Here is a 26,152-nt window from a genome sequence, read left to right on the forward strand (position 1 = left end):
TATAGCAAAATAATTACTACCTAAATATAAAAAACATAGTGCATTTAAAGAGTTACTAAGGAGAAATTTTATATGAGGATGAATGTGATGAAGAAATTTATTGTTTTACTCATAGGTATAGTTCTAATTATTTTTGCTTTTTATCATTACTACAATAAAGAAAGTTTGGCTAAAAATAATAAGTTGTATGTAGAAGACTTTAAAGGAAACAATGATTCAAACAAAATACAATCTGCTATTAATAAAGCAGAGTCTAGTAAAATTAAAACAGTATTGCTCGATGATAAAAAGTATAAAATCACGTCACCAATTATTGTTAAAAAAGGGGTGAAATTATTATTCGGTTATGGAACACAATTTGTTGTTGAGGGAAACTTTAGGGTTCTAGAACTAGAAAAAAATGCTTCTATTGAAGGAGCTTATATAGCTATCGATGATCCTAAATTTAATTCTGAAGTTATATATTTAGACGGAAAGAATAAGTATTATAACACTTGGCACAAAACACAAATAAAAGATATAAATATTATAAATTGGACTGAAACAAATAAAGGTACAAGAATTTCTTTATATTCCGGTGGAAAAGAAAATGAAATTTCGTTTATTAACTTCGAAAACATTAAAGTTGTAGGAATGGAAACTGGGATAAAATTAGTAGCAAAAAAACCGAACTCTGGACATGCTTGGATAAATGCCAATCGTTTTATGAACTTTTCTCTAGAGGATTGTGTAAATATGATTTATATGGATAGTCATGTAACTACACCAAATGAGATAAGTGGGAATCAATTTACAAACCTTCAAATACAGCCTTCAAATAAAACAAAAAGTATTGTAAGAGTAAGCGGACAGCATAACGAGTTTAATGGAATGGTGTGGGATTTAAATAAAATAAATCACGAAAACGAACTCATCGAACTGACTGATAAAAGCATGGATACAGTTATTAATATTACCTCTGTACCGACAAGTAGAGTTTTAGATAGCGGGAAAGCAAATATAATAAAATAATGAGTATAATTATATTGGACAAAAATGATGAAAGCTGTAATTCCAGTTAAATGATTAAGAAAAAGCGAACCACTTTTTTATAGAAGGTTCGCTTTTTTCTATTTTTAAACTTTTCGCCACCAAGCTGACGTAGGATAATCTGTATATTTTAAAGTAATAGATTCACCAATTTGTGGCGTTGCAATATTAACCCCTAAACGATTTGCTTCTTTCGTAACTCGTTCGATTGGATCGCTCCATTCATGTAATGCTAATGTAAAAGCACCCCAATGTATAGGAACAAGTAATCCTCCTTTAACGTCTATATGAGCTTTAACAGTTTCTTCAGGTAACATATGAATAGCAGACCATCTCGTATCATATTGCCCGCATTCCATTAAAGTAAGGTCGAACGGGCCGTATTTATCACCAATCTCTTGAAAGTGAGGAGCATAGCCACTATCACCACTAAAGAAGACTTTAGTTTCTTGACCAAGGATAACCCATGAACACCATAATGAACAATCTCTATCTGTCATACTACGTCCTGAGAAATGTCTTGCAGGTGTACAAACTAATTTAATATTATCAAACGTAACTTCATCCCACCAATTATGCTCACTAATTTTATTAGGTGAAACACCCCATTTAATCAGATAACGTGCAACTCCAGTCGGAACATAAAAGTGCTTTGCATGATCTTTTAACTGCATAATACTTTTGTAATTTAAATGATCGTAATGATTATGAGAAATGATAATCGCATCAATCTCTTGAAGATCTTCACGTTCTAAAGAAAAATTACCACTATAACGTTTACTATTAAAAACAGGAAATGGGGAAGAGGCATCACCAAACATCGGGTCTAATAAAAGCTTTTTACCCTCTATTTTCAAAAGAGAAGCAGAGTGGCCGAACCATGTAACACTCTCTAAAGATTCATTATCTTTATTCGATAAAACAATAGGTAAATCTTTTATAGGACGTAGCTTTGTTTTCATTTTAAAGTAATCAGTCATTAAACCTATAATATCTTTTGGTTTAAAACTTACATCAGTAGGAATCTGATTTATATATTTCTTTTTCATTCGTTCTCCTTTTTACGTTTAACAATATAGGTATGTTGTTATTCTAGCTATTTGTAGTGTAAACTATATCATTTTACCTTAAATGCAGTACATTTCATAAATTCGTTAAATTTATTATTTATATATATAAAATGAAGTTCATTTAGCAGCAGCTAAAACTAATATTATGTAATTGTAAATTGTTTTAATTAAGTAAATTCCTTATCATAAACCACGCAGAATATAAGTTTCTCTATAGGTTTAAGAAGCAGGAATTCATCTAATTATCCAATGGAAGGAGAGTCTTTAAATGCCTGAAGAAAGAAAAAAGAAGTCCAAAAGTATACTATCAAAATCGGAAATAATTTAGCTTTATGCAGAAGGGAAGAACACCTCAGAAATTGCCTTACTTGCTAATGTGTCTGCATTTCTCAAAAAGAAAGTGACATTCTAGCGAATTAACATTTAAAAGTCGGTTAAAAAATGATAATCAATTTAAAAAAGACTATGAAGAAATCAATTTAACATATAGCAATAATTCATTATAAAAACCCAAAAAAACGTAGTATATCTATACTACGTTTTTTAATTTGAGATTATTAGAGGATACTTATTTTTATTTATAGAACATAGTTAATACATAGATTTTACAACTAACTTAATTAAAAAGGAGTGATTCAACGATGCTTGTTATTAATACCCCAGAGAAAGTACTACAAACAGCTTATGAGACTAAAACGATTTCATCTGGAGACAATTCTCCATCTATAAAAATAAGTGGAACTAATCTTCAATATTTACTTGTAATGCTTCATCTGGGTATAGAATCAAATGCTATAAAAACGGAGCTAAATTGGACTAACGAGGAATTCGAAAAACAAATGCATGCACTAGAACTAGAAGGTTTATTGAAAAAGACAGGAGGGAGTTACTATCCAACGTGTATGGTTATAACAGCTAATGAAGGGGAAAAGCTGTATCACCTATGTGAGCCTCTAATTAAACCTACACTTAACATAATTGAGAAGTATTCTAATCAAATTGATGCTATTTCTAAAAGAATTGAGACATTTAATCATTTATCTAAAGAATCGTATAGTCTTTTACTTTATAGTGGGGTGTTATTAGATTCTGGACAAATAAATAACATTGAAGAAAACTATTTAGAAACGGAACGGCCTTTGAGAAATAATAAAAGATATTATTATGCGATTCAAGAACAAGAACAAACAGACAAAGAGGCCTTTGGGATGTATGGTAATACGTATTTGGATTTAGGAGAATATCAAATTGGACTTTATGGAAACACTCGATATACAACCTTGAATTTAATAACTGCGAATAAAGAAATGTTTGAAGAATATTTTCACAATGCTATTGCGGATATTAATTATACGAAAAAGCAATTAATTAAAAATTTTGTAGCAGTAGATAGACAAGCAGACTTAAATTTAAATGTATTTTACGAGAAATTAGGCTTATATCAAAATTCACAACCCGTTATCCCAGTGTTTAAAAAAGCTGACTTATCTATACTTAGCGAAATCGCGAACACGATCAGTGAAGATTTGATCTTATTATTTAAAGAAAATGAGAAACCTTTAAAAGAATACTTTTCAAGCAGCAGATACTCAAAAGAAATAACTTACGAAGAATTTTTTATTTGGTGGTATCACTTTTTCTATACAAAAGTAACTGAAGAATTAATAAAACAAGACATAATTAGAATCAGCATTCAAGAAAATCAAACATATATAATCAATTAAATACGTTAAATACCTAATTTTATTAATATAAGCAGCATATTATTACTTCGCATATGTAGCAGAAGGATATGTGAAAGATCATTTGTAAAATAGATAGTCATCCAAAATTGAAATTGAACATAAAGAAAATACGATATAAAAAGGGGAGAGGCACCTTGCAAAAGAAATTTATCAATCCAGAAAATATGCCAGCAACTTTCGGATATTCGCATATAGTCGAGGTCAATAATGCTAAACGCACAATTTACATATCTGGACAAGTAGCTATTAATACTGATGGCCATATAGTTGGAATTGGAGATTTAGCAACACAAACGCGACAAGTATTTGAAAATATTAAAATTGCATTAAAAACTTCAGAATTAAATTTTAACGATGTAGTAAAATTAACATTTTTCTTAACGGACATTTCGCAAATGGCCATTGTTAGAGATATTCGAGATCAATACATCAACACAAATAATCCACCAGCTAGTTCAGCTTTAGAAGTTAACAAACTAATTCACGACGAACTATTAATTGAAATTGAAGCAATTGCTGTAGCAAACTAATGTCTAAACTCATTATTAATTAAATTAATATCAAAGCAATTTGTTTAAAGCTAATTATTAAACAAATTGCTTTTTATTGTCTTAAAAACAATTTGTTCGCGGTAATAATTACGACAGTAAACACCGAAAATTAATTAGAGCAACTTATAACAGGCTATCAAACTTTATCAAACCGTAAAACAAACAACTAATCATGAATAAACAAAGAAAAGGGAAGCGTAACAACCTGAACTAATATATAATAAGTTTTTAACTTTTACTAGTTTACATAATATATATTATACAAAGTTATATAAAATAGACACTTCACTGTATCAAAAACCAAGTAAACTATACTTAATGAGATGAAACGGAGATTTTCAATGAAATTCACACAAAATCTTATCTAAATGAATTTCTACAGTTTTATCGTTTATTTTGCTATACATTAATCACAGCAAATCTTAATCGATTAGCGGATTATCATTTAACGAGTCAAAAATTATTTTTGATCAGCGCGGAATTTTTTTATCCGGAATAATTTTTTTCTATATAAAATATAAATTTCATTTTATATTTTACTTTATAGATTTATTGCTAATTACATACGTTTTATATTTTTGTTGTTATTTCTTTTATTTACGCTTGACTTTCATTGTACTTATCGTTGCACACTCTAGTTAACATAACGTTTATTTTTAACATAAAAAAATCCTCCTCACCTTCAGGAAGATTTTTTAGCTTGCTAGTAATTCATATCTATCTTTTTAGTAACAATCCCAATTGTAAATAACATTGGAAAAATCTAGATTTAACAAATCTTCCTTACGTATAAAGAAATTAGCAACACCAGAATCTCCCCACATAATATTCAATGCATCATCCGTGTCGATTTGTAGCAATAATATATCATGCTGTTTGTATTTTTCTTCCCATTCTCTTGGATCTGTCTGTGTGAAAAACGGATAGCCACCAATTTTATGCCCTTGATCTTCACATAGATCATCATATAGTTCGCCTAACTCTGTTTCATTTTCTTCATCAACGATTTCTTCCCAATCAATGTTATCATTAAAAATCTTTTCAAATCGATAATCTCTTGAAGTTACTGGTTGATAATTCAATTCAAACTTTAGTTTTGCTGCCTCAGGTATGATGAAATGCTCTAATTCTAAAGTGTTTAAATAGCTAAAATCAGTAATAACCTTAGTTAATTCTTCTGTAATTGTAGAATGGTAAATAATTCGAAAGTCTTTTTGGTTTGTTGGATGATCAAAATCTGCGCCAAAAAGATCATCATTAGCACTTACGAAAAATTGTAACATTCCATTTTGAGGCATATATTCAATATGCGGCATTTCTTCAAAGTTTAACTGCGCAAGTAGCATCATAGGTTGTCCGTTTGAGTCTTTAGGATGCTCTTGATTTATAGGTACATACGGATAGCCACCAAACTTACTTTCAAAAAGAGTTGTCTCTGCTTGCATTCCAGACACTTTAATATACGGTTTCACACTTTCTTCTAAAATACTACGATACTGCTCGAGTTCTTTCGGTATATTAAGCTGATACGTATCCTTCATTTCTCTTGCCTCCCTTTAAAGATAATTTATAAATGCCTACCTCTATTATATAGCAAAAAGTGCTTTCATTAAAAATAGCTAAAAATCCGTTTTCATTCTCATTTTTTGTGCACTTGGCGGACAAAGTAAATTATGTTCTGAAACCTTTTTATTAATAATTTGAATTAGTTTAGCTGCTTCTTCTGCATCTGTTGCCTCTTTCTGCTTTTCTTTTAAATTATCAATTTCCTTTGAAAGCTCAATCCACCTAGGCAAAACATGATTATTTTTCAAAGTCCTATAAAGTTGCTTGTCAGGATTATACGAAAGATCTTTATCAAGATTAAGAGGTTTCCCTTTCCCAGGTAAATCATTAAACGCTCCTGTCTTTTCTGCCTGTTTAACGATAGAACTAATATGATCTTCATACGTATAAGACCAAACTTTCTCATCTTTTACTAAAATTTCTTGTTTTTTTAGCTTTTTATCTAACTCATCTTGATTCATAGATTCTCTCTCCTTTTTATTTTATAGAGTGGTTTTTGTATTTTTCAATGATCTCAATCCATCAAATAACTTTTCACGCCACTAAACACTGTCATGACCGTCCGTAAACTCTCCGTAATTGGTTTGATATCCTTTTTCTTTTAAAGCTTCAGACAGGTGTATATTAGCCGTTAAAAGGGATTCACTTTCAAGTTGTGCTGCTGTCATATGAAATTTAAGATAAGATGCGTTCAGATTACTAGGTAAAATCTGATACTCAGTCCAAGGAACTTTTCCGAATTCTTCCTTTTTCCAATGAACAGAATCTGACAATGACAACATATTTCCAAAAATACGAGGATTTTGAAGTGCTGCATAAAGCCCGCTAAACCACCAAGACTTAAACCAGCAATTGTTGTATGCTTTGGTTCTTTTAGCACATGATATCTAACTTTAATCCAAGGAAGTAATTCATCTGTTAAAAATGTATTCATTTTATCGTTATAAGTCAGCTCATCTAATCGAGCCACATGATCTATAGCAACGACAAGACAAGATGGAATTTCTTTTTCGTAAATCAAATAATTGAGTGTTCTTGCGATTTTAATAATTGAATCCCCATCAAATGCAATGAGAAGTTATTGAAGGTGTGAAGTGTGATAATAATCATGAGGTGTATTAATATGGATCTTACGTGTATTATTTAAAATTGAACTGTAGAAAGTCTATGTTTCAATCTGTCTTTAATGTGATAATAAAGATATTTAATTTCGATATAATTATACAAGAGCCTTGCTACACTTTTTTGTAATAAGACTCTTTAAATTCGTTTCATTCATATTGAACTAATAAAGCATATGTAGTTAGATGAGTTATTGATTAGAAAATTTATCAATTGCTTGAATAGCAAATTCCAATGCTTTTATTCTTCTTTCTAAAAGTGTTCTTTGAGGACTACCAGCCTTTGACTTTTCATACGCCCTCTCAATTGATGGAAGCAAACCAGTAAGAACATGGCGAGCTTCTGCTAGATTTTCTTGTGTGTAATGATGAGCTCTTTGATTCCAAACGTTTTCTAACGCCGCTAACCCGATGCAAACAGCTTTAAGTCTTTTCTTCACTAAGGTCGTGTTTGCGCCTTTCTGAGTCATCTGTGACAAAGCATTTTCAAGTTTACGGATTGTCGACTGTAAAGATTTGAGTGATTCCAATTTATCTATATTTGCTACGTTTTCCATGTTAATGCTGTCCCTTCTGCGTTTCTAACTTATTTTGTTTAATGTTTGATAAAATCGTTAAGAACTTGATTTTACTAGAAATATTTTAACATAAATAACTATATTCAAGTTGGACAATAACTTAAAGGAAAACGACTACTAAACTTATCCTCCCTCCCTTACATCATTCTATATGTACTTCTTTCTTCTCATTAGAATTCCTATATAAACAAGTTGTTAATATTGTATATTTTATGAACAAAAAAACGCACAAGTAATGTAACCTGTACGTTTTCACTTTTATTCAGTAAGGTAATAAAGTAATAGTTTCCGAGCCTTCTCATAATTCATAAAATCTTTATACAAAATAGAATACTTCACAATTTCTGTTTCTAGAAAACGATATTGTGGAAACCATTCAAAAAACGATTTTCTCAGCCACTTTATTTGCTGAAACGTAATATTCTCTTCGTTTTCATTTAGTATAGAATTTAAAATTGCTGCTTTATGCATCCAATAATGATTCAAATCAGCACTTATGTCGTCAATTTCTGTAAATTTACATTTAAAGTCCCTTCTTAATTTTCTTGTATCACGATAAGGAAATGACTTGTGCAGTGGACTATGCATTTTCTGCAATTCATTAAAAATAACCTTTTTTCCTGATATCAGCTTTCCACTCCTTTATTTCTTCATCCAATTCAATAAGTTTTCATAATGATTATGAGCATCGTTATATCCAAGATTATATAAATTAACGAGCTTTTCTTTATTTCTTTCTATTCCGCTTATAGGAAGCTGTGCGCTTGGCTGAATTACATAAAAATTATCTTTTTGTTCGTTGTGATTCATATAAGATACGGTTTCATTATAAAAACGATAATGTTCTACTAAAAGTTCTGCGATTTTCGGATATCTTCTATATAAAATTTTGGACAGTCCAGAAAATTTATTCCGCTGCTTCTCGTATCCTTCTGGCTTTGTCATAATAACAACGTTCTTTTTATAACCATCATTCTGTGCTTTGAAAACTGGAATAGGATCTATAATCCCTCCATCTAACAATTTTCGATTATCATATTCTACAGCAGGTGCAATAAATGGCACAGAGCTTGATGCACGAATAATTTTCAAAATATCATTTCCATGTTCTGTTTTATTATAATAAACTGCCTGTCCTGATTCGCAATCGGTTGTTCCGATTACAAACTGTTCATTTGAATTTAGGAAAGTTTGAAAATCAAACGGTACAATTTTGTTTGGTACTTCATCAAATAAAAAATCCATTCCAAATAATTCACGTTTTCGAATTAAGTTTCGATAAGATATATATCTGTGATCTGCTACTAGCTCTGTATTTACTTTCTTATTCCTTCCTTTTTGACGTGACAAATATGTTGCTCCCATACAGGCTCCAGCCGATACACCCACTACATACGGAAAGAATAAGTCCTTTTCCATGAAATACTCGAGTACTCCTGCAGTATATAATCCTTTCATTCCGCCGCCTTCTAATACTAAACCGATATTATTCATGCTTAATCCCTCTACTTCTGTTTTCTTACTTACATGTTAGCACAAGATTTTAGGATGAGGTTATATAAATTAATTGCAACTATAACGAAAAACTATGGAACTTATGTCATAATTTCTTATTCAATAGCATGGTACAATATAAAAAACTCATTCCACATATTATAAAGGAGGAATTTCATATGGGTTTATTTAGTGGCATTTTAGGAAATGCATCGAATACGAGTACAGAAAGCGTAGAACGTGATTTAGAAAAGATTATGCTAGATGATGAGAAAGTTGAGCATGCTTATAAATTAATTCGCGATTTAATCGTATTTACAAATCGCCGTCTTATTTTAGTAGACAAACAAGGAGTAACTGGTAAAAAAACAGAATACCATTCTATCCCTTATAAAAGCATTACACAATTTAGTATTGAAACAGCCGGGCATTTTGATTTAGATGCAGAACTTAAAATATGGATTTCTAGTTTGAGCGCGCCAATTACGAAAGAATTTAAAGGTGACGATAGCATATTAAGTATTCAAAAAGCGTTAGTAACATACACGACAAAATAGTTTGTTTTTGTATATTTATTCTATTTTAAAAATACTAACCCGAATATTTCGGAAGAATATACATTAAATTTGTATATTTAATCTAAAGCACCACAAAAAGGTAAAGCGTTTAAAATGTGCTTTACCTTTCTTTTTTATAATAAATTAAAGTTGCTTTATCATTTAATTTATTTTTTAAATCTGTTCTTTTATACCCTATCTTTTCGTATAGAAAACAATTTCGTTCTTCCTCTAAAATTGTAGCAAGCTCCCAAGTAGTTGCTTCCGGAAACATCTCTTCGATTAAAATTAATACTTTTTGAGCAATTCCGTTCCCTTGATAGTTTGGATGAATAAACATTGGGCTAATCCAAAATCTTGAGGGATCTTCTTTTCGTGATATACATATCGCGCCAACAAGATTCGTATTTACTATAATTTTATAGAAACCACCGTCCGGATGATTTATTCTTGAAATTGTTCTATCAATGGATTCACTTGCTGGACTTGTTTCATAATCCTTATACTTTTCTAATAATGAGCTAAATGATTCTACTTGCATTTGAAAAATAATTTCTGCATCAATTTCTGTCGCCTTCTCTAATGTAATTTCCATTTTACCAATTTAGACGCTTTCGGAGCGACGTAATATGAGCTGTATGATGACGACCGTGCCATGCATATAAACCGATTGCAGCAGCAAGTTTTGTTTTTCCAGATTCAGGATGATTAAATGTCTTTTCTAAATCCGTAGTTTCTAAAGAATATAATAAGTTTACCCATCTTTTATGTAATGAATCTAGCATAACAAGTGAAACATCTACTGGTAGCTTTGAATCAGGTAGCTCTGCCCACTTTTCTTCTTTATATGGCTTAATAGTCGGATTCTTTTCTGTTAGTGCTAATTTAAAGCGTATGTAGCTATTCATATGGCTATCTACAACATGATGAACGACTTGACGAACTGTCCATCCACCAACACGATACGGTGTATCTAGCTGTTTCTGATCTAAGTCTTTTATCGCTTTTGTTAATTCATTTGGTAAATCCTCAATTTCTTGAATCCATTTATCAATCATTTCTTCTGTAATTGTACCTTCATAAGTAAATTGGCCAATTGGATAACGTAAATCCTTCATGGATAAGTCCCTCCTATTATTTTGAACACGAAGTATTTCTCCAAATATAATGTACAAAATTTACATGTTCTCCGTTTAATTCTACAGAAGTTGTATCTGCTTCGTTCTTATAAGAAAATCCGCTTTTTTCTAGTACAATTTGTGATGCGAGATTATTAGTTGTTGTTTTAGCACGAACCTCATTAATTTCATTATTTTTCGCTACGTCTAAAATTAATTTTACAGCTGCTGTTGCAACTCCTTTTTTAGTAAACTTTTCTCCAACTCGATAACCTAACGAACTGATTCGAGTTTCCGTATCTATATCTGCTAAATTTATTCGTCCTACAATTTCTTTTTCTTCATTACGAATTAAATAAAAATAAGAATTTCCATCTGCCTGTTCTATTAATAAATCGTCTAGTAGTTTTTGAAAATATTCAAAATCGAAATATTTTGAACCGCGATTTGGTACCATTGTTTCAAAAAAAGATTTATTCGTAAGTTCAAACGTAAATAAATCCTCAGCATCTTGTTTCTTTAGTTGCTCTATGTATATTTCCATCCCGTATACTCCTTCTTGATTTACTAACTGTTATACATTCTTTTTTAATCGATTATATTCCTGCTATTTCTTTCGATTAAGTAATACAGCTAGTAACACTTTCGGATGAAAAAGATGAAATGGACTACGAATTAAATTCATCACTCGTACTAATCGAATATAAACGTCAGAATCACTTGCGGATAGTCGATATATTTGTTTCGTGTACCAAAGCTGAAACTTTTGCTTCATAGTTAATTCTCTCTTTAGCTGCGGGTGACGTGATATTTCCGTTGTTGTCATATCCCAAGGGGTTTCTATTATGTTAGCGGCTTTTTTATAAAATTGTTGTGTAAATGTTTTATCGAGCTGTTTTCTACCTTGCAGAAGTACTTGCAATTGGTGAGCTTCCATAGCTGCAACTGAAACACCTTGACCGAAAACGGGATCAAAACGACATTGTGCATCTCCAACTACTAACAATCCTTCTGGTAAATTATTAACTAGATCAAATCTCCGACGTACTTGATAAGGAATTTTGTACGTTTTTATATCGGTAATCGCCTCAGCTTTGTTTAGAAAATCTGTTACATTAGGGATTGAAAGATTTTCAGCAAAATCGTAAAACTCATCATCAGTTTGTGGTGCTTTCTCATTTGCATATCCACTAAAAGTAACAAAATAACGATTATCTTCAATCGTTTGTATAAGTACACCATAAGGGTTTTCTGGAAAACTTGGAGACATTAGCATATTGCAATAGTCTAACGTCTCATCTTCTTTTAGCCTAAACATTCTAGTTGCGTAAAATAAATCAATGCGTACTTTCTCTTCTTTCACTTCAATATCGTATGCTCGTAACCACCCTATACTTTTTGAACCAAACCCACTCGCATCAACAACAATATCTGCGTGAATTTCTTCTTGCGTGCCTTTCTCTAAACATTTAGCCTTTACTCCATATACTTTGTTACGTTTTTCATCTACTTGTAATGCTTCAACCAATATTTCATACTTCGTAGTAATATTTGAAGCTTGTTCAATTCGGTTTTGAATATGTGATTCTAGCATAGGACGACTTTGTTGGATCATATGCACTTCTCCTATAAATGGCTGTTTCCATAAGCCAAATTGATGCCATTTTAAATCCCGAGTAAAGTTATTTACGATGCTGCCTGCTTCTATTAATTCATTAGTAATATTAGGGAACAATTCCTCAATTGCTTTTTCTCCGCCTTTTAATAACACATGAGGGTGATTGCTTTGTGGAACTCTTTTACGAGGGTCTATTCCGTTCCATCTTTCTCCAGCCTCTAAAATGATTACTTCTTTAAAAGCAGTTGATAATGCTTTTGCTGCGAGTTTTCCTGCAATACTTCCGCCAATAACAATAGCTTTATTAAACATATTTTCCCCCTTAATGAAAAGAGATCCTGTCGTGTATGAATGAAACAGGATCTTAAATTAATAGCTTCTTTATCATTATATTTAAAATACATGAGTAAATTGCAACGTTAAAATTAAAATACCTAGCCCCCATACGTAATACGCGAATACTTTTAATGAATGACGTTTTAAATATTGAATCATCCATGAAACTGCTATGTAACCAAAGAAAGCTGCTGATAACGTTCCGACAATTAAGGATGTACTAGAAATAGATTCTGCTTTCCCTTGAAAAACATCAACAAATTGCAAGATGATAGCTCCGACAATTGCTGGTGTTGATAATAAAAAAGAAAAGTAAGCAGCTGTTTCACGGTCTAGCTTTCTCCATAATGCAGCGACAATTGTCATACCAGAGCGAGAAATTGCAGGGAAAATAGCAGCTGCTTGAAATGAACCGATGATAAATGCATCTTTATATGTAATGTCGACCATTTTTTTACGACCATTCTTTTGTTTATCGGCCATATACAGAAATAAACCTGTCACTAAAAATTCCCAACCAATGGTGATACCTGTTTTTGAAATGTCTTCAAAGAAGTCTTTAAATAATAAGCCGATTATAACAGCAGGTATCGTCCCGACAATAAGTAATAACATTAGCTTTGAAAATGGATTTTTAATTAAATATATAAATTCTTTTTTGTAATAAATAAACACTGCAAGCAAAGTCCCAATATGTAGCATCGTATCTAAAAATAATCCTGCTTCATCTAATTGAAACAAATGCCTTCCTAAATAAAGATGCCCTGTACTACTAATCGGTAAAAACTCTGTTAATCCTTGAATTATGCCTAAAATAAAAGCTTCTAACCAATTCATGATGGTCTCCTTTCTCGTTTGCTTGTACCAATATATGAAGGTTAAATTTTCGATATGAAAAAAACTATATTTCTCTATGAATTTACTTTTAAATTATGGATATATATGTAAAGAGAATCGAGGAGGGTTAATATGTGGAAGCATACAAAATTCGGCAATGTATTACTTTGGGTGGGACCTATCCTTGTGTTTTTAGGGTTATGTATGACTAATGTTATTTCAGACATTCCTTTCTTTGAAGGAAAACATAAAACGCTTGGAGTAATAATTTTATTTATAGGGCTTTTCTGTTTAATTGTTGCTAATCACTTTAAAAAAGGAGAAAGAAATGAAGAATGAAGCTAAATAAAAAACAATCCCAGTATATATGCTAGGATTGTTTTTCGTTTATGTTGCTTATTTATAGAATACTTTATCAACGTTATATTTTGCTTTATATTCATTAATGATATATGTTTCGTAAATTTCTCTTTCTGTTGGATCTTCTACGATACATGCATCAATGCGGTATACTTCATCACGATGGTTTTTGATTGGTGAAACATTGTCTTCAAAATGTTTCTTAATACGTTGTCTAATTTTACGAGCTTTACCTACGAAAAGAAGTTCGTCATTAATATTGTAAAACATAAAAATGCCGCCTTTATCTCTAGGGAACAAGTGGAAATCGATAAAACCGTTAATAGGAGTAATTATCGGCTCGTCTCCTTTAATAACTTGTTTACGTTCAGTAATTGAAACATCAGCCTCAGGAATATTAATTTTAATCAAGTTCATTCACGTCCTCTTTTATTATAAAGATAAATAATAGCATACATATGTAAGAAAAGCTACGTTCAGAGGTATATTTCATTTTATAATTCAAATATTATAGGTATATCATGCAAACTCTTTTTCCAAATCATATGATCGCTTGATTCTCCCCAATAATCCTTCATTATATAACTAGGTTCTCCAAACTTTTTTGTCCATATACTTTGTGCTTTTTTGTATCCACTATCTAAACAGTATTCGGTTATCCCTCTGCTAAGTAATGTAAGATACATTGCATTTAGTAGTAAACTCCCTATACCCTTTCTTTGGTATTCAGGAAGGACAAATACAGTTCCTATTTCATATAAATTTTTAAGTACATCGCCAGTACAACTATAAATCAATGTACTTACTGGACCGACTTCAATTGTTCCAATGATTTTTTCGTTATCTTTATCGATTGCTAATAAAAAGTAACGATTTTCTCCATTACTATCAAAATCATTTTTCAAATATTGCTTTTTCGTATTAATTTCATTTTCTATGTCATCCAATAATTGTGATAATCCTTCATCTTTATATGTATTCGTAATAACTATACGGAAAAACAAGTACAGTTCATCTAAATCATTCGAATTCGGTCTTCTAATCGCAACGTTAGTCATGAATTAATTCTCCAATCTATGAAAATATCCGGGGAAAATTTATATTGTAAATTATTTTGGTACTAAACAGTAGCCTTATCATATTTACTGATTCTTTTTGAACTTATATCGCATCACAGCATATATTCGTTCAAAAATATTTTATGACATTATTAATACAATACTTTATATAATCTATTCATCATTATTCTACAAAGACCTGCATAGATCCAGCAGTATAGAAAGCTCAGTATAAATATTAATGAAATAATTTTTATATCCATAGTTGTATGAACAGCAGGACCGAGTACTGGAAAATGGAAAATATCGAGAACGATCATAATACCTATGAGTAGGCATATCGCAGAAAAGGAAACAACCCATATTCTCCTCTTTAATTGTAGAAAGGATACTCCTAACGCTATACCTAATAAGCCAGTAGTAAAAGGGAAAACAAATAGTTCGCTTGGTTGAATAATAAATAGTAGGAAAATAGTAAGGACATAAGAGAGTATTCCCTCACGAATAGAATAACAAATAGCAACGAAAATCGGTAACGTCGCAAATGGACTAATGAGTAATCCTATACCAGGAATTAAGTTCCCCGCCGCTTGAAACATGGTGGCCAATGCACTCATTAAAGCTGTAATTACTAACTTATTTACAAGGGACAACTTTCTTTTATGAACAAAGTTCGCATCCTGCTCTATCATCAGTTGATACCAATAACGTACAAACCGATTCATCAAAATCCCCCCTAAATATACCTAGTTCATCACTTCCTATATTATTCATACACTTTTTGTTTATGCGTTACTTTCTGCTGGTTATCGATCACTATACAATAGTCGTTTATACATAGAAGTATTTTTAGGGGGACAACAGATCGTACATTTTGAAGAATTTAGACTGAGAGTTTATATCGTATCAAGGAACAATTTCAAAAATAGTACCTTTATTAGAATCAGATACTTTCATAGAACCATAAACTCCTAAATATAATCTAGTTTGATCCAAATTTGTTGCCAAACTAACATAATAAGCTGATTGAGCACCAAAATCATAATTGGTTTCAATAGCATGAAAGTCATTATGTTTACCGTCTGTACCTGCTCTAGTATAAGCTAAAACACCTTTAACTGGAGATTGAGATTCTTCATTCTTGGCGAGATCAGTAAACACAACGCTACCATTTAAATTCGGGATTGCAGTTCCCATATATGGCTGAACTCCTGTAAGTGAAGTTCCTCCAAACTTATCCGGTCTAGAATCTTTATGAAAATAACTAATAAGAGGCTGAATACGCTTCACTGATGTTTGTATTGTTTCATCATAATAAGCCATTGTTCTCTCATCCAAAGTAGGATTCTCAGAACAGTGTCTTATAAAAGAGGTGGGCAAGTTTCCTTCCCACCCTCGCCAACCAAAGTTAATAAATCCTTCTTGATTAGGAGTAGATCTCATTAAATACGTTTGAACAAGTTCGGTAACCGGGATTGGTTTATAATGAACAAACGAAAAAATAGACTCTACAATATCCTGTCCGACATTTCCAACATATTTTACAAATTGATTATAAAATCTTTGAAATGAAATACCTGTTATATTACGAACTCCTTTCGCAATTACTGTAAGTGTTTCTTGTATAGATAAAGGAAGTTCATTGAAACGTGTAACAACTGGCGGATTATGTATGAATGTGTTTTTACTTACATCGATTTCAATTATTTTACCCGCTATTTCTAAATCATCCTGGCTTAAATTAAATGGATCATAACCCGATCCACCATCTCCATTTGAATAAATAAGTTTCCCAGTCTCCGGTGAAAAGTTTAAACTATTGACTCCGTTATGATTAAAAAATGGCCTTCTTATATTAAGTAATGTTCGTCTTTTTTGAGGTTGACCATGTGATTGTAAAATCCATTCCTCAACTGTATCGATATGATCATATTGAGTATCTCTATTTACCCACTTTAAGTTTAAAGCTTTAAGGTCACAAGGATTCGGTTTAAATTGTTCAGTAAGCGCACCCGGTCCTTGAGTTCCAGCTACTGAATAATGAAGATAAAATAAACCGTTTTGATAAAATTGTGGATGAAACGCTAGACCTAGCAATCCACGTTCATCATAGCCACTACTAGAAACGCCTTCTTCAGATGTACCTAACTTGATAACTTGCGGACGGATATTTAAAAATGTTTTTATAACTCCGTCTCCTATGTAAAAAATCTCTCCCAGTTGTGTTGCGATAAATAGTCTTTCAGTTGAATCACCCGGAAGTATGGTTGTTTTCATTACAGTCGGTAAATTTATATTATGAACAATGGGTCGTAAACTAACTTTAACTTTTGTCAATTAACTGTACACCCCTTTTTATTCTTTTTTATAGAAGAATATGATTAGAGTAGTTCTATTAGTATCAAACAACCAACATTCCTTTTTATTACGATTTTGTATATAATATAATTATAAATAATCTGGGGGACGAACTATGACAATCGTACTACAAATCATCTTATCACTAATTTTCGCAGTGTATTTATTTACCCTCTATCGTAATGGGAGGTTTGGATCAGCTTCATTCCTTTTAGCAGTCATGATAGGGATTTTCGGTTTAGAGAATATTTTTCAATATGCTAGTTTAACAGACCATGCTGTTTATCCATATTGGGGCAGTTTGAAGGCTGTAATTATTATTCTGTCAGTAGTGTTTTTATTCAAAAGAACCCCCACTCCATATAGTAATTAAGTATAAATAAAAAAGATTAGGATTCTATCCTAATCTTTTTTATTATTCAATTGCACCAGCAACATCATAATCATTTATATCTAATTCAATAGGTTGTCCGAGCGCTAGTTTAGCCAGTTCTGCTCCTAAGTATGGACCAGCCGTTAAACCTGAAGCTCCTAATCCGTTCGCAACGAGGATACCTTCAAAGTTAGGTAGTGGTCCGATAACAGGTAAGAATCCTGGTGTAAATGGTCTGAATCCAACTCTCGTTTCAAGCATTGTACCATCTCCTAAACCAGGTGCAACCGTCAATGCTTTATGGAATACCTCATGTAAACCACCCGCTGTTACACGATGATCGAAACCAGTGTCATTTTCATGTGTTGCACCAATTACAACATGACCATTGTCAAATGTTAAAATGTATTGATCGTTTGGCGGCATAACAACTGGCCAATTTTCTGTATTAGTATTTTCCATATGCAAATGAACAATTTGTGCTTTTTGGAACGTAACTAAGAAATTAATACCTAATGGGTTTAATATTTCGTTCGCCCAAGCGCCTGCAGTTATAATTACCTTTTCTGCTAAAATTGTCTCGTCGTTTACTTTAACTCCAGTAATGTGATTCCCTTCACGGACTAATACTGCATCGCCTTTTATAAAGGTTGCACCATGTTTTTTCGCAGCGCTTATTAATGCGTTGCGTAATGATCTTCCATTTACTCGTGCAGCTCCACTAATATGAACAGAACTATATTCTTCCGATAATGCTGGGAATAACTTTTTCGTTTCTTCAGCTGATAAGCGAGTGATTTCACCAATCTCTGGCGCATCTTCACGTCGTTTATAAGCTCGCTCTTCCATTTGATCTAGTTTTTTCTCGTCAGTATGTAAACTAATTGCACCTACACGGTTGTATCCTGTATCCGTTTCACCGTCTTCTTCTAATTGCTGAATTAACGAAGAATAGTAACGTGCACCGCCCTTAGCAATTTTATACCACGCTTTATTACGACGTTGTGAAAGCCATGGACAGACAATACCTGCTGCTGCATCAGTTGCTTGACCTAATTGTTGGCGATCTACGATAGTAACATTCGCACCAGCCTTAGCAAGATGATAAGCAGTAGACGCTCCTAAAATTCCAGCTCCAACTACAATATAAGATTTCATTTCAAACACCTTTTCTCTTTTGCTAATTATATAAATATAAGAACATTCCTTAGTATAATGGAAGGAATACTTTTTTCAATGTACTCATCGCAATTAATTGTTGCATCATTGTGACTTTCCTAATCGTTATTTTTTCTTCTTACGGAATAATTCAATTGTTTTATAGCCTTGTGAAAGGATTTCAATCATTTTCTCAAGACGTTTTTCACGTGTTTTTTCTTGTTTTACAGAAAAAAGATTACGTGCCCAATCTTTTTGGTATCCAGGTGTTAAACTTTGATAAAACTGAAGTTCATTCGGATGATTAGTTAACAATGCTTCAACATCTTGAATTCGATCTGCATAATCAGCTACACATTGACTCGCAGCAGGCGTTTTCGTCGCTTTTTTCTTTTCACGTTTTAAACCTACAACAGTAAAGACATCATCCATACTTACCATTCGCGCAAATTTAATATCGCTTTTTCCTACATACCCGTCGTCCCCAACCTGTAATGCTGGAAACATCTCATCACGATGAATAAACGTACTGTAACGAGAATTGCCTTTTTTCGGATATGCGAAAAACACATAACCTTTTTCAATTAGTAATTCTTCATTACTAATAATAAAATTCGTTTGTTTCACCATGTCATCAAGCGTTTCAACAAAAATAAAAATAGCATCGTGTTCTTTTGAAAATGCAGTTTCTTTACCTGTAAAAATGTTGTAATCACTTGGTTCGTTAATAACGACCATATTTGTATACTTATTAAGTTTCAATTTATCGATAACTGACATAATAATCTTCCTTTACATTCAAAATTCATTGTACATATTTTTTTATACTGTTCTAGTGTATTATATCTATTAAGAAAATCAAACTTTAAATCGTATCATTCTATTTCAAAAGGACATAATTCTTTTACTAGAAGGAGTGGTTTTATGCCGTATGTAATCCGTGATGAAGGACTAGTTTTGCAAGGAGACAATGGAAAAGAACCCGTTTTTCATACGTATGAAGAGGCTACAGAAACGTTAAGAACACTAACTATACCGCAGTTTCCAAAACATATTAGAAGAAAACCTTTTAAACCGAAAATTATACAAATAGCCGATTCTGAATAAGAACCGGCTATTTGTATATTCATAACTTAATAGCAAATAAAGTATATAAAAGTTCTCTATATTGTTCGTCTGTAACTTCACGCTTCGTTTTTTCTCCATAAATAATTTCAGTCAAACTAGTATTCGTTAAAGAGACATGGCCAGCGTTCGTCAACTTTACTACAATTGGTCCCTTGTTGAAAATAGACTTCTCATCTTCTATTACTCGTCTTTGAACCTCATTTACTACTGCCTCATCAATAATATGAATATAAAAAGCATGACAAACTTTCCATTCTCCATCAACATCTATTCTTTCTAGAACATAATTTCCTTTACTCGTATCTTTTCGTCTCGCCCGGTACGAACCATTTTTTGAAGAAACAGACTCACCAGTAAAAGGTACAGGAACGAGAGGTACTAACGAAGCTATACCTACATCAATTAAATACCGTACGTTATCATTATTTAAAATAATTGTTATATGTCCGTCCTCAAGTGCCCAAGCGTTTATATCATTTTTATATACGGTACCTAGTGCGAGTTGTACATCATAACCACTATCCTTTAAAAAATAATAAAAAAGAGTATTTAATTCATAACAAAGTCCACCGCGGGAACTAGTTAAAATTTTCTCTTGTAAGTTTTCCATAGAGATTTTATTCGTATTACCTGCTATTACATCTAAATTCTCAAACGGTATAGTGTGTGCAAATGCAAAGAGTATTGTACTTAATTCTTCAAATTTTATTTCAGTACGTTTTTCAAGGTTTAATCTTGTAAAGAGTTGATCTTGTAAACTTTTCATATCCAGCACCCCTTAATAGTTATAAGTTAAAATAGTATATGCTGATTGTAAATTTGATGGGGTACTGTAACAATGTACATTTCGTTTAACTGTACCGGTACGAAAAAACTGATTCACAAGATAACTTAATATGAAAATTAAAATAAGAGGCATTATTATAAATGCCTCTGGGATACAGAAAAAAACCTACTTTTTGGAGCCACATACAAAACTAAAACAAAAAGCTACGAATATAAATGTAATAGTTTGTCTATGGATAAATTATTAGTATCACTTAAATCAACAAAATATTGAAGTTGCCACATTTGGCTCTTTTTAGCTTGATTACTAACAGGGGTATCCCAAATCGGATAAATTCTCATAGCCATCTTTCCTTTTTGACTTTGAGTTTTCAATATTTTCTCTTTAAGAAGAATATCTTTTGGGAAAATAAATTGTCCTAGTTTATTATCGTCTATACAAGTGATAACTAATAAGTCAGGAGCAGAGTCATAAGAAAATGCTTGATTTTGCATGTTTTCATTTTTCTCCCAAAAAGAAACAAATTGACCAATTTTATTAGGAGTAATTTTTGATACTCTAAAACGTATCGTTTTGTTATTTAAGTGAAATAACGCCCCTGCATACTCTGAGTTTTGTTTTTCTTCTTTTAAATTAGTTATCATTAAGTTATTTGGTTTATATACTATATTATTTAAATTTCGGATTATATCATTAAATTTGTTCAAGTAAACGCCCCCTTTATCCATCACTAAGTTTATCACAAACGTTAGTTCTTATATATTGGATAAATAACATATGGTCATTAGCGACGTGAAAAAGAGGGGTATTTTAGTGGAATATGATTATGCAAGAGTATCAACTTTGAATTAAGTTTTAAAAATACAAATAGCAGCATTAGAAAAAGAGAAGTATGATTGTATTTTTTCAAAAAAATCCTATGGAACAAAAACAAATCGACCAAATTACTTTACTGTACTTAATTTTTCAATTGCTTGTTGCTCAGTTGCTAAGTAAAAAATATCTTTGCCTTTATTACACTCATAAATGAAGTCCTTTAAGCTTTCACTAGCGTACATAGAAAAATCCCCAACGATAGCAATCTTTACCTTGTAATTTATAAACTTTTGAAGAATTTCACCCGCAAGACGTGTTTTTAGGTTAAAGAAATCTTCACTTATTAATGATTTATGGATAATAATACGTTTCGCATCTACCTCATATTGAACTGTTGCCATAAGATCCAATGCAGATTGAACGTCAGATATTACTACTGTATCGTTTCTTACGACAGCAATATTTATTCCGCTAGTTACTATTTTCTTTATTTCCATAGTTTCACTCCTCCATAATTTAAAAAGCATATATTAAACATGCTTTGTAGCTCTTCATTAACACACATAGATGATTTGCCCTGGCTCAATATTCTCTCTATACCGTTGTAAATAAATATTATTTTTAAATTTCTCATACGGTCAATGAAATTAAGGATAATCTATCACTATTTTTGAAAATGTATCCCTCCACAATAACTTAATAAACTATCAAAAGAAGTAATCTCGGCATATGGTTTTGTGTCGGTATTATTCTTAATCATATTAGGATTGAACCATATACCCTTTATATTTGCATTTTGACAGCCACCAATATCCTTTTCTAAGTCATCTCCAACAAATAGTACATCTTCTGGTTGCACATTTAGCTTATTTAATGCTAATTCAAATATGCGTTTGTCAGGTTTACTAAATCCCGATTCTTCAGAAATAATGATTGTATCAAAATAACTATTTAAATTCGTGTTAATTATTTTAGCTTTTTGCCTCTGAGTTGAGCCATTTGTTATAATTCCAACTTTAATACGCAACTTTATAGTATTTATGATATTAATAGTATGTTGGTTTATAGAAAAACAATAAGGAAAATTATTGTTCCAAAAACCTTGAATGCGATTGCGTGGTAATCTATATTTCGGTGGGAATTCATCAAAAAATAATTCCAGAACTTTTACTTTGTCATTGTGGCCATAGCTTTTTTTATCATATTCCTTGAATTTCTGTAACATTTCGTTTTTTACTGAATCTTGTTTAATCTCCCCATAAAACTTTTCTAACATGATTGAAAACAATTTATCTACTGCCTTATCCCTATCAAGTAACGTATCATCTAAATCAAATAGCATTGCTTTATAGCCCCTCAAATAATTTCACAACCTTTCTCGCATTATATAAATAATCCCTAGTTCGTACCTTTAAACTTTTGGTTTACTAAGAGAGTTGTTATTTAGGTGAGAATAACGGTCAAACAGAGAAAAGGAGTTATTTACACCTTCCCGCAGAATAAATTCTAGCCTTGGAATCCAGTTGTTTTTCTCTGTATCAATTAGATGCTCAACCACTTCGAATGTATTCCAAGTTCCTACCTCTTCATTACAATTTAGCCATTCGCCGGATAAACCAGATAAAAGAACCCAAAGTTTGTGGCGCACGCTCCAGAATTTCGGTAGCTTCTTTTATATTGAAATTCATTTCCTTTTCCCCTTCTGGTAAAGAAGCAAAAGTATATTTTCATACAGTTTAAGAAATTACATCCAATTTACATTATTATACATTGATTTTTCGTAAATATTAATCGTTCATTTTTTATACGATGAGTATTTTTTTCAAGCATACAATTATTTATCCATAAAAAAGTAATGAGGCTATTAATACTTATTAGCTGATAACACATAATCTTGAACGTGGAGAACGTGGAGCTAACACGATAAACGTATTATAAAGTCTCGTAATGCATCTCCACATAAACTCCAGATAGTAAGGCTATAATGACTACCAGAGGTGATATTATGAGGAACTATCATATTCTCGTGGTAGAAGACGATCAAGAAATTCAAGAATTAATTAAACAATTTTTAATGACACAACAGTATACAGTTGTAGTTGCATCAGATGGATTAGAGGGTATGACACAATTTAATAAGCAATCCTTTGATTTAATTCTTCTAGATGTAATGATGCCCAATCTTAATGGATTTGAAGTTTCCAAGATGATTCGAAGCCAGTCAAATATACCAATTATTATGCTAACTGCATTAGAGGAAGAAGAAGATCAAATGAAAGGGTTTGATCTTGGAATCGATGATTATATAACAAAACCCTTTTCGTTTCATGTTTTGATTAGACGAGTCGAAGCTGTACTAAGAAGAAGTTATGATAACAATGTAAATAATCATTTGGTTTTTAAAGAAGTGCGTGTCGATGTTGATGCATATAAAGTATATGTAAATGACGTTGAAATTTTATTAACGACAAAAGAGTTTGAAATTCTACAACTACTATTTCAAAATGAGAGAAAAGTACTCACAAGAGAAAATATCGTAGAAAAAGTTTGGGGGTACGATTATTTTGGAGAAACACGAATAATCGATACACATATTAAAAACTTACGTAAAAAGTTAGCTATCCCTTACATTAAAACAATAAAAGGTATTGGTTATAAAATTGATGAATAGTATTGTGAAAATCATGAAGATGAAGCGAATTACTTATAAACTCTTTATGACTACCTCTCTCATTTTGTTATCCTTTGCAGTATTGATTTATTTAACTTTATACTTCTTTCTCCCTACGTTTTATGAGCAATACAAAACAGATCAACTTCAAACAGGGATAAAAGAAATCATTGATAAGTCTAAAGATCTTACGTTTCAAGATGCGATACCACTTTTTGATGAATATGCAAAAAAAAATAATGCGATGCTTTATCTTCAAAATAATGAGGGAATAGTTAAATACTCTCCTTCATTTTCTTTTACTCAAAGTGGTTCGCAAACAACAGTAGTTACTAGAGCGACACGGTTTGAGAATGCAGGTACCCTTAGCAATTCATATAACGTTACGAAACCAATTCAATTCCAAGATGGTAGTTTAACGCTTGTAGTGTACGCAACATTTCAACCGATAGATGAAGCTTCACAGGTTTTAGTACGCTTTCTTCCCTATATTAGTATCATTGTACTCATAATTGGTGTAGGGAGTGCTTATTTCTATTCCAGGTTTATTACAAAGCCACTTATTTATATTAATGAAGGTGCACAAAAGATGGCAAATTTAGATTTCTCCGAAAAAATTGAGGTTCGCTCTACAGATGAGTTAGGAGAATTATCTAATAGTTTGAATGACATGTCTATTAACTTACAACAAGCTATGTTTGATTTAAAAAAAGCAAATCAACAATTAAAAAATGATATTGAAAAAGAAAGAGAAATAGAAACAAAACGCAGAGAGTTTTTTGCGATTGTAGCACATGAATTAAAGTCCCCTCTTACTGTAATGAAAGGATACTTAGAAGGGATGATATACAATATTGGCCCTTATCAAAATCGTGATCAATATTTAAAGAAAAATCATCAAATTATTGAAAGTATGGAACAATTAGTTCGTGAAATTTTAAGCATGTCGAAGTTAGAACAACATACCTTTAAACTAAATATAGAAGAAGTTAATCTTTCAAAGTTAATAGGTACAATCACAAAAGATCTCGAATTTTTTGCTTCTCAAAAAAGCATCCAAATAATAAAAGAAATTGATTCTGACCTTTCTGTTTATACAGATCGTGTTCTTTTTGAAAAAGCATGTAAAAATATTATCCATAATGCGGTTATGTATTCACCACATAATGAAAAAGTCTATATAAAGTTAAGTGAGGATTCTAAACAAGGTCAAATCAAAATGAAAATTATGAATACAGGTGTCAATATTAAAGAAGAAGATATACAACAAATTTTCAAACCATTTTATCGAATTGAAAAATCAAGGAATCGAAATACTGGAGGAAGTGGTTTGGGGCTATATATTGTTAAACAAATTCTTGAAACGCTAGGTATAAAATATTCTATAAATAATATGGAACATAGTGTACAATTTTGCATGAGCATTCCATTATCTAAACAAAAAACAAACAAACTCCCCTCTTAGTAGGACGAGTTTGTTTGTTTTTGTAGTAAGTATAAACTTATTAGGAATCAATAGGCTGGATTTTCGCTTTATGACGTATTCTATTTTCTAAATGGCGACCGTAATAAGTAGCGATAACAATTAAGGCTCCCCCAATCCACTGTATCCAACTTAAATATTCTCCCCCTACTATAACAGCAAAAAGAACAGCAAAAACTGGTTCTGTTCCCATGAGTAAGCCTGCACGTGTGGGGGATGTTTTCCGTATCATTATTAATTGAATATAAAATGCTAACAACGTACCGAAAATCGCCAAATATAGTGTTAAAATCCAAAAGTTGATGGGAAACGTTAAATTTAGTGCACTCGGTCCATGCAT

Annotated in this window: 30 protein-coding genes and 3 pseudogenes; 9 read left to right on the plus strand and 24 right to left on the minus strand. The window is 31.6% G+C overall.

From position 1 onward, the window contains the following. Positions 1–72: 72 nt before the first annotated feature. Positions 73–1,011: a hypothetical protein gene (locus ACTFQM_RS02470; protein WP_440033341.1), complete on the plus strand. Its 939-nt coding sequence runs from the start codon at positions 73–75 to the stop codon at positions 1,009–1,011. A 104-nt stretch (positions 1,012–1,115) separates the two neighbouring features. Here ACTFQM_RS02470 and ACTFQM_RS02475 read toward each other — a convergent pair whose 3' ends face one another. After that, a complete protein-coding gene (locus ACTFQM_RS02475) occupies positions 1,116–2,078 on the minus strand; it encodes an MBL fold metallo-hydrolase (protein WP_440033342.1) in 963 nt (320 codons plus the stop codon). Between the two features lie 662 nt (positions 2,079–2,740). Between ACTFQM_RS02475 and ACTFQM_RS02480 the strand changes: the two genes are divergently transcribed. Together ACTFQM_RS02480 and ACTFQM_RS02485 are read left to right on the plus strand one after the other, a co-directional pair. Beyond that, the gene (locus tag ACTFQM_RS02480) at positions 2,741–3,823 is read left to right on the plus strand and encodes a hypothetical protein (protein ID WP_440033343.1); all 1,083 of its coding nucleotides are present in this window, start codon (positions 2,741–2,743) and stop codon (positions 3,821–3,823) included. 155 nt (positions 3,824–3,978) lie between these two features. Beyond that, positions 3,979–4,374, plus strand: coding sequence for a RidA family protein (locus ACTFQM_RS02485; RefSeq protein ID WP_048373803.1), 396 nt, complete (start codon positions 3,979–3,981; stop codon positions 4,372–4,374). 746 nt (positions 4,375–5,120) lie between these two features. Here the strand turns inward: ACTFQM_RS02485 and ACTFQM_RS02490 are convergent. The 6 genes and pseudogenes from ACTFQM_RS02490 to ACTFQM_RS02515 form a co-directional block, all read right to left on the minus strand. Then, the gene (locus ACTFQM_RS02490; RefSeq protein WP_440033344.1) at positions 5,121–5,936 is read right to left on the minus strand and encodes a YwqG family protein; all 816 of its coding nucleotides are present in this window, start codon (positions 5,934–5,936) and stop codon (positions 5,121–5,123) included. Between the two features lie 78 nt (positions 5,937–6,014). Continuing rightward, positions 6,015–6,422, minus strand: a complete 408-nt coding sequence (locus ACTFQM_RS02495) for a DUF1992 domain-containing protein (protein ID WP_440033345.1) — start codon at positions 6,420–6,422, stop codon at positions 6,015–6,017. An 81-nt stretch (positions 6,423–6,503) separates the two neighbouring features. After that, a pseudogene (locus ACTFQM_RS02500) lies at positions 6,504–7,126 on the minus strand (alpha/beta hydrolase); the annotation flags it as partial. A 147-nt stretch (positions 7,127–7,273) separates the two neighbouring features. Continuing rightward, positions 7,274–7,639 carry a hypothetical protein gene (locus ACTFQM_RS02505; RefSeq protein WP_440033346.1) on the minus strand — a complete coding sequence of 122 codons (366 nt, stop codon included), beginning with the start codon at positions 7,637–7,639 and terminating at the stop codon, positions 7,274–7,276. A 279-nt stretch (positions 7,640–7,918) separates the two neighbouring features. After that, positions 7,919–8,248, minus strand: a complete 330-nt coding sequence (locus tag ACTFQM_RS02510) for a YxiJ-like family protein (protein WP_440034374.1) — start codon at positions 8,246–8,248, stop codon at positions 7,919–7,921. Positions 8,249–8,302: 54 nt separating this feature from the next. Then, complete coding sequence (locus ACTFQM_RS02515; protein ID WP_440033347.1) at positions 8,303–9,154, minus strand: patatin-like phospholipase family protein; 852 nt, start codon at positions 9,152–9,154, stop codon at positions 8,303–8,305. Between the two features lie 179 nt (positions 9,155–9,333). On the opposite strand from ACTFQM_RS02515, the gene ACTFQM_RS02520 reads away from it, so the two are divergent. Next, positions 9,334–9,711 (plus strand): PH domain-containing protein, encoded by a 378-nt coding sequence (locus tag ACTFQM_RS02520; RefSeq protein WP_440033348.1) that lies wholly within the window; start codon positions 9,334–9,336, stop codon positions 9,709–9,711. 121 nt (positions 9,712–9,832) lie between these two features. On the opposite strand, the pseudogene ACTFQM_RS02525 reads toward ACTFQM_RS02520, so the two are convergent. From ACTFQM_RS02525 to ACTFQM_RS02545, 5 genes and pseudogenes are all read right to left on the minus strand, one after another. Further along, positions 9,833–10,306, minus strand: a pseudogene (locus ACTFQM_RS02525) (GNAT family N-acetyltransferase); the annotation flags it as partial. A 1-nt stretch (position 10,307) separates the two neighbouring features. Then, complete coding sequence (locus ACTFQM_RS02530) at positions 10,308–10,829, minus strand: YfiT family bacillithiol transferase (protein WP_002172124.1); 522 nt, start codon at positions 10,827–10,829, stop codon at positions 10,308–10,310. A gap of 16 nt (positions 10,830–10,845) precedes the next feature. Further along, positions 10,846–11,373 carry a GNAT family N-acetyltransferase gene (locus tag ACTFQM_RS02535; protein WP_440033349.1) on the minus strand — a complete coding sequence of 176 codons (528 nt, stop codon included), beginning with the start codon at positions 11,371–11,373 and terminating at the stop codon, positions 10,846–10,848. A gap of 63 nt (positions 11,374–11,436) precedes the next feature. Continuing rightward, positions 11,437–12,759, minus strand: coding sequence for an NAD(P)/FAD-dependent oxidoreductase (locus ACTFQM_RS02540; RefSeq protein WP_440033350.1), 1,323 nt, complete (start codon positions 12,757–12,759; stop codon positions 11,437–11,439). Positions 12,760–12,840: 81 nt separating this feature from the next. Continuing rightward, entirely contained in the window at positions 12,841–13,620 is a 780-nt protein-coding gene (locus tag ACTFQM_RS02545) for an undecaprenyl-diphosphate phosphatase (RefSeq protein WP_440033351.1), read from the minus strand. Positions 13,621–13,752: 132 nt separating this feature from the next. Between ACTFQM_RS02545 and ACTFQM_RS02550 the strand changes: the two genes are divergently transcribed. Next, a complete protein-coding gene (locus ACTFQM_RS02550) occupies positions 13,753–13,959 on the plus strand; it encodes a hypothetical protein (protein WP_002172120.1) in 207 nt (68 codons plus the stop codon). A 57-nt stretch (positions 13,960–14,016) separates the two neighbouring features. On the opposite strand, the gene ACTFQM_RS02555 is transcribed toward ACTFQM_RS02550, so the two are convergent. From ACTFQM_RS02555 to ACTFQM_RS02570, 4 genes are all read right to left on the minus strand, one after another. Further along, complete coding sequence (locus ACTFQM_RS02555) at positions 14,017–14,397, minus strand: nucleotide excision repair endonuclease (protein ID WP_001048941.1); 381 nt, start codon at positions 14,395–14,397, stop codon at positions 14,017–14,019. A 77-nt stretch (positions 14,398–14,474) separates the two neighbouring features. Further along, entirely contained in the window at positions 14,475–15,038 is a 564-nt protein-coding gene (locus ACTFQM_RS02560) for a GNAT family N-acetyltransferase (RefSeq protein ID WP_440033352.1), read from the minus strand. A 152-nt stretch (positions 15,039–15,190) separates the two neighbouring features. Next, positions 15,191–15,763: a hypothetical protein gene (locus ACTFQM_RS02565; RefSeq protein ID WP_440033353.1), complete on the minus strand. Its 573-nt coding sequence runs from the start codon at positions 15,761–15,763 to the stop codon at positions 15,191–15,193. Positions 15,764–15,944: 181 nt separating this feature from the next. Next, complete coding sequence (locus ACTFQM_RS02570) at positions 15,945–17,375, minus strand: PQQ-dependent sugar dehydrogenase (RefSeq protein WP_440033354.1); 1,431 nt, start codon at positions 17,373–17,375, stop codon at positions 15,945–15,947. A 136-nt stretch (positions 17,376–17,511) separates the two neighbouring features. On the opposite strand from ACTFQM_RS02570, the gene ACTFQM_RS02575 reads away from it, so the two are divergent. After that, entirely contained in the window at positions 17,512–17,769 is a 258-nt protein-coding gene (locus ACTFQM_RS02575; RefSeq protein WP_440033355.1) for a hypothetical protein, read from the plus strand. A 42-nt stretch (positions 17,770–17,811) separates the two neighbouring features. On the opposite strand, the gene ACTFQM_RS02580 is transcribed toward ACTFQM_RS02575, so the two are convergent. After that, on the minus strand, positions 17,812–18,927 hold the full coding sequence (locus ACTFQM_RS02580; RefSeq protein ID WP_440033356.1) for an NAD(P)/FAD-dependent oxidoreductase: 1,116 nt from the start codon (positions 18,925–18,927) through the stop codon (positions 17,812–17,814). A gap of 126 nt (positions 18,928–19,053) precedes the next feature. After that, on the minus strand, positions 19,054–19,707 hold the full coding sequence (locus ACTFQM_RS02585; RefSeq protein ID WP_071719484.1) for a YdeI/OmpD-associated family protein: 654 nt from the start codon (positions 19,705–19,707) through the stop codon (positions 19,054–19,056). A gap of 144 nt (positions 19,708–19,851) precedes the next feature. On the opposite strand from ACTFQM_RS02585, the gene ACTFQM_RS02590 reads away from it, so the two are divergent. Beyond that, positions 19,852–20,034 (plus strand): hypothetical protein, encoded by a 183-nt coding sequence (locus ACTFQM_RS02590; RefSeq protein WP_071719485.1) that lies wholly within the window; start codon positions 19,852–19,854, stop codon positions 20,032–20,034. A 19-nt stretch (positions 20,035–20,053) separates the two neighbouring features. Here the strand turns inward: ACTFQM_RS02590 and ACTFQM_RS02595 are convergent, their stop codons facing one another. From ACTFQM_RS02595 to ACTFQM_RS02615, 5 genes and pseudogenes are all read right to left on the minus strand, one after another. Next, positions 20,054–20,821, minus strand: a complete 768-nt coding sequence (locus ACTFQM_RS02595) for an arylamine N-acetyltransferase family protein (RefSeq protein WP_071719486.1) — start codon at positions 20,819–20,821, stop codon at positions 20,054–20,056. Between the two features lie 224 nt (positions 20,822–21,045). Beyond that, positions 21,046–21,549, minus strand: a complete 504-nt coding sequence (locus tag ACTFQM_RS02600; protein ID WP_440033357.1) for a MepB family protein — start codon at positions 21,547–21,549, stop codon at positions 21,046–21,048. Positions 21,550–21,786: 237 nt separating this feature from the next. Beyond that, a complete protein-coding gene (locus tag ACTFQM_RS02605) occupies positions 21,787–22,155 on the minus strand; it encodes a DUF4180 domain-containing protein (RefSeq protein ID WP_071719488.1) in 369 nt (122 codons plus the stop codon). Between the two features lie 167 nt (positions 22,156–22,322). Next, the gene (locus tag ACTFQM_RS02610) at positions 22,323–23,000 is read right to left on the minus strand and encodes an HAD-IA family hydrolase (RefSeq protein WP_071719489.1); all 678 of its coding nucleotides are present in this window, start codon (positions 22,998–23,000) and stop codon (positions 22,323–22,325) included. Positions 23,001–23,084: 84 nt separating this feature from the next. Continuing rightward, positions 23,085–23,346: pseudogene (locus ACTFQM_RS02615) on the minus strand (DinB family protein); the annotation flags it as partial. A 317-nt stretch (positions 23,347–23,663) separates the two neighbouring features. Here ACTFQM_RS02615 and ACTFQM_RS02620 point away from each other — a divergent pair. Both ACTFQM_RS02620 and ACTFQM_RS02625 read left to right on the plus strand, forming a co-directional pair. Further along, on the plus strand, positions 23,664–24,329 hold the full coding sequence (locus tag ACTFQM_RS02620) for a response regulator transcription factor (protein ID WP_071719490.1): 666 nt from the start codon (positions 23,664–23,666) through the stop codon (positions 24,327–24,329). Beyond that, positions 24,322–25,794 carry a sensor histidine kinase gene (locus tag ACTFQM_RS02625; RefSeq protein WP_071719491.1) on the plus strand — a complete coding sequence of 491 codons (1,473 nt, stop codon included), beginning with the start codon at positions 24,322–24,324 and terminating at the stop codon, positions 25,792–25,794. Before ACTFQM_RS02620 ends, ACTFQM_RS02625 begins: the two co-directional genes overlap by 8 nt. 40 nt (positions 25,795–25,834) lie before the next feature. On the opposite strand, the gene ACTFQM_RS02630 is transcribed toward ACTFQM_RS02625, so the two are convergent. Beyond that, positions 25,835–26,152 carry a DMT family transporter gene (locus ACTFQM_RS02630; RefSeq protein WP_071719492.1) on the minus strand — a complete coding sequence of 106 codons (318 nt, stop codon included), beginning with the start codon at positions 26,150–26,152 and terminating at the stop codon, positions 25,835–25,837.

Origin of the sequence: Bacillus cereus group sp. MYBK30-2 (genome assembly GCF_051915945.1) — a bacterium.
Classification (GTDB): Bacteria; Bacillota; Bacilli; order Bacillales; family Bacillaceae_G; genus Bacillus_A; species Bacillus_A paramycoides.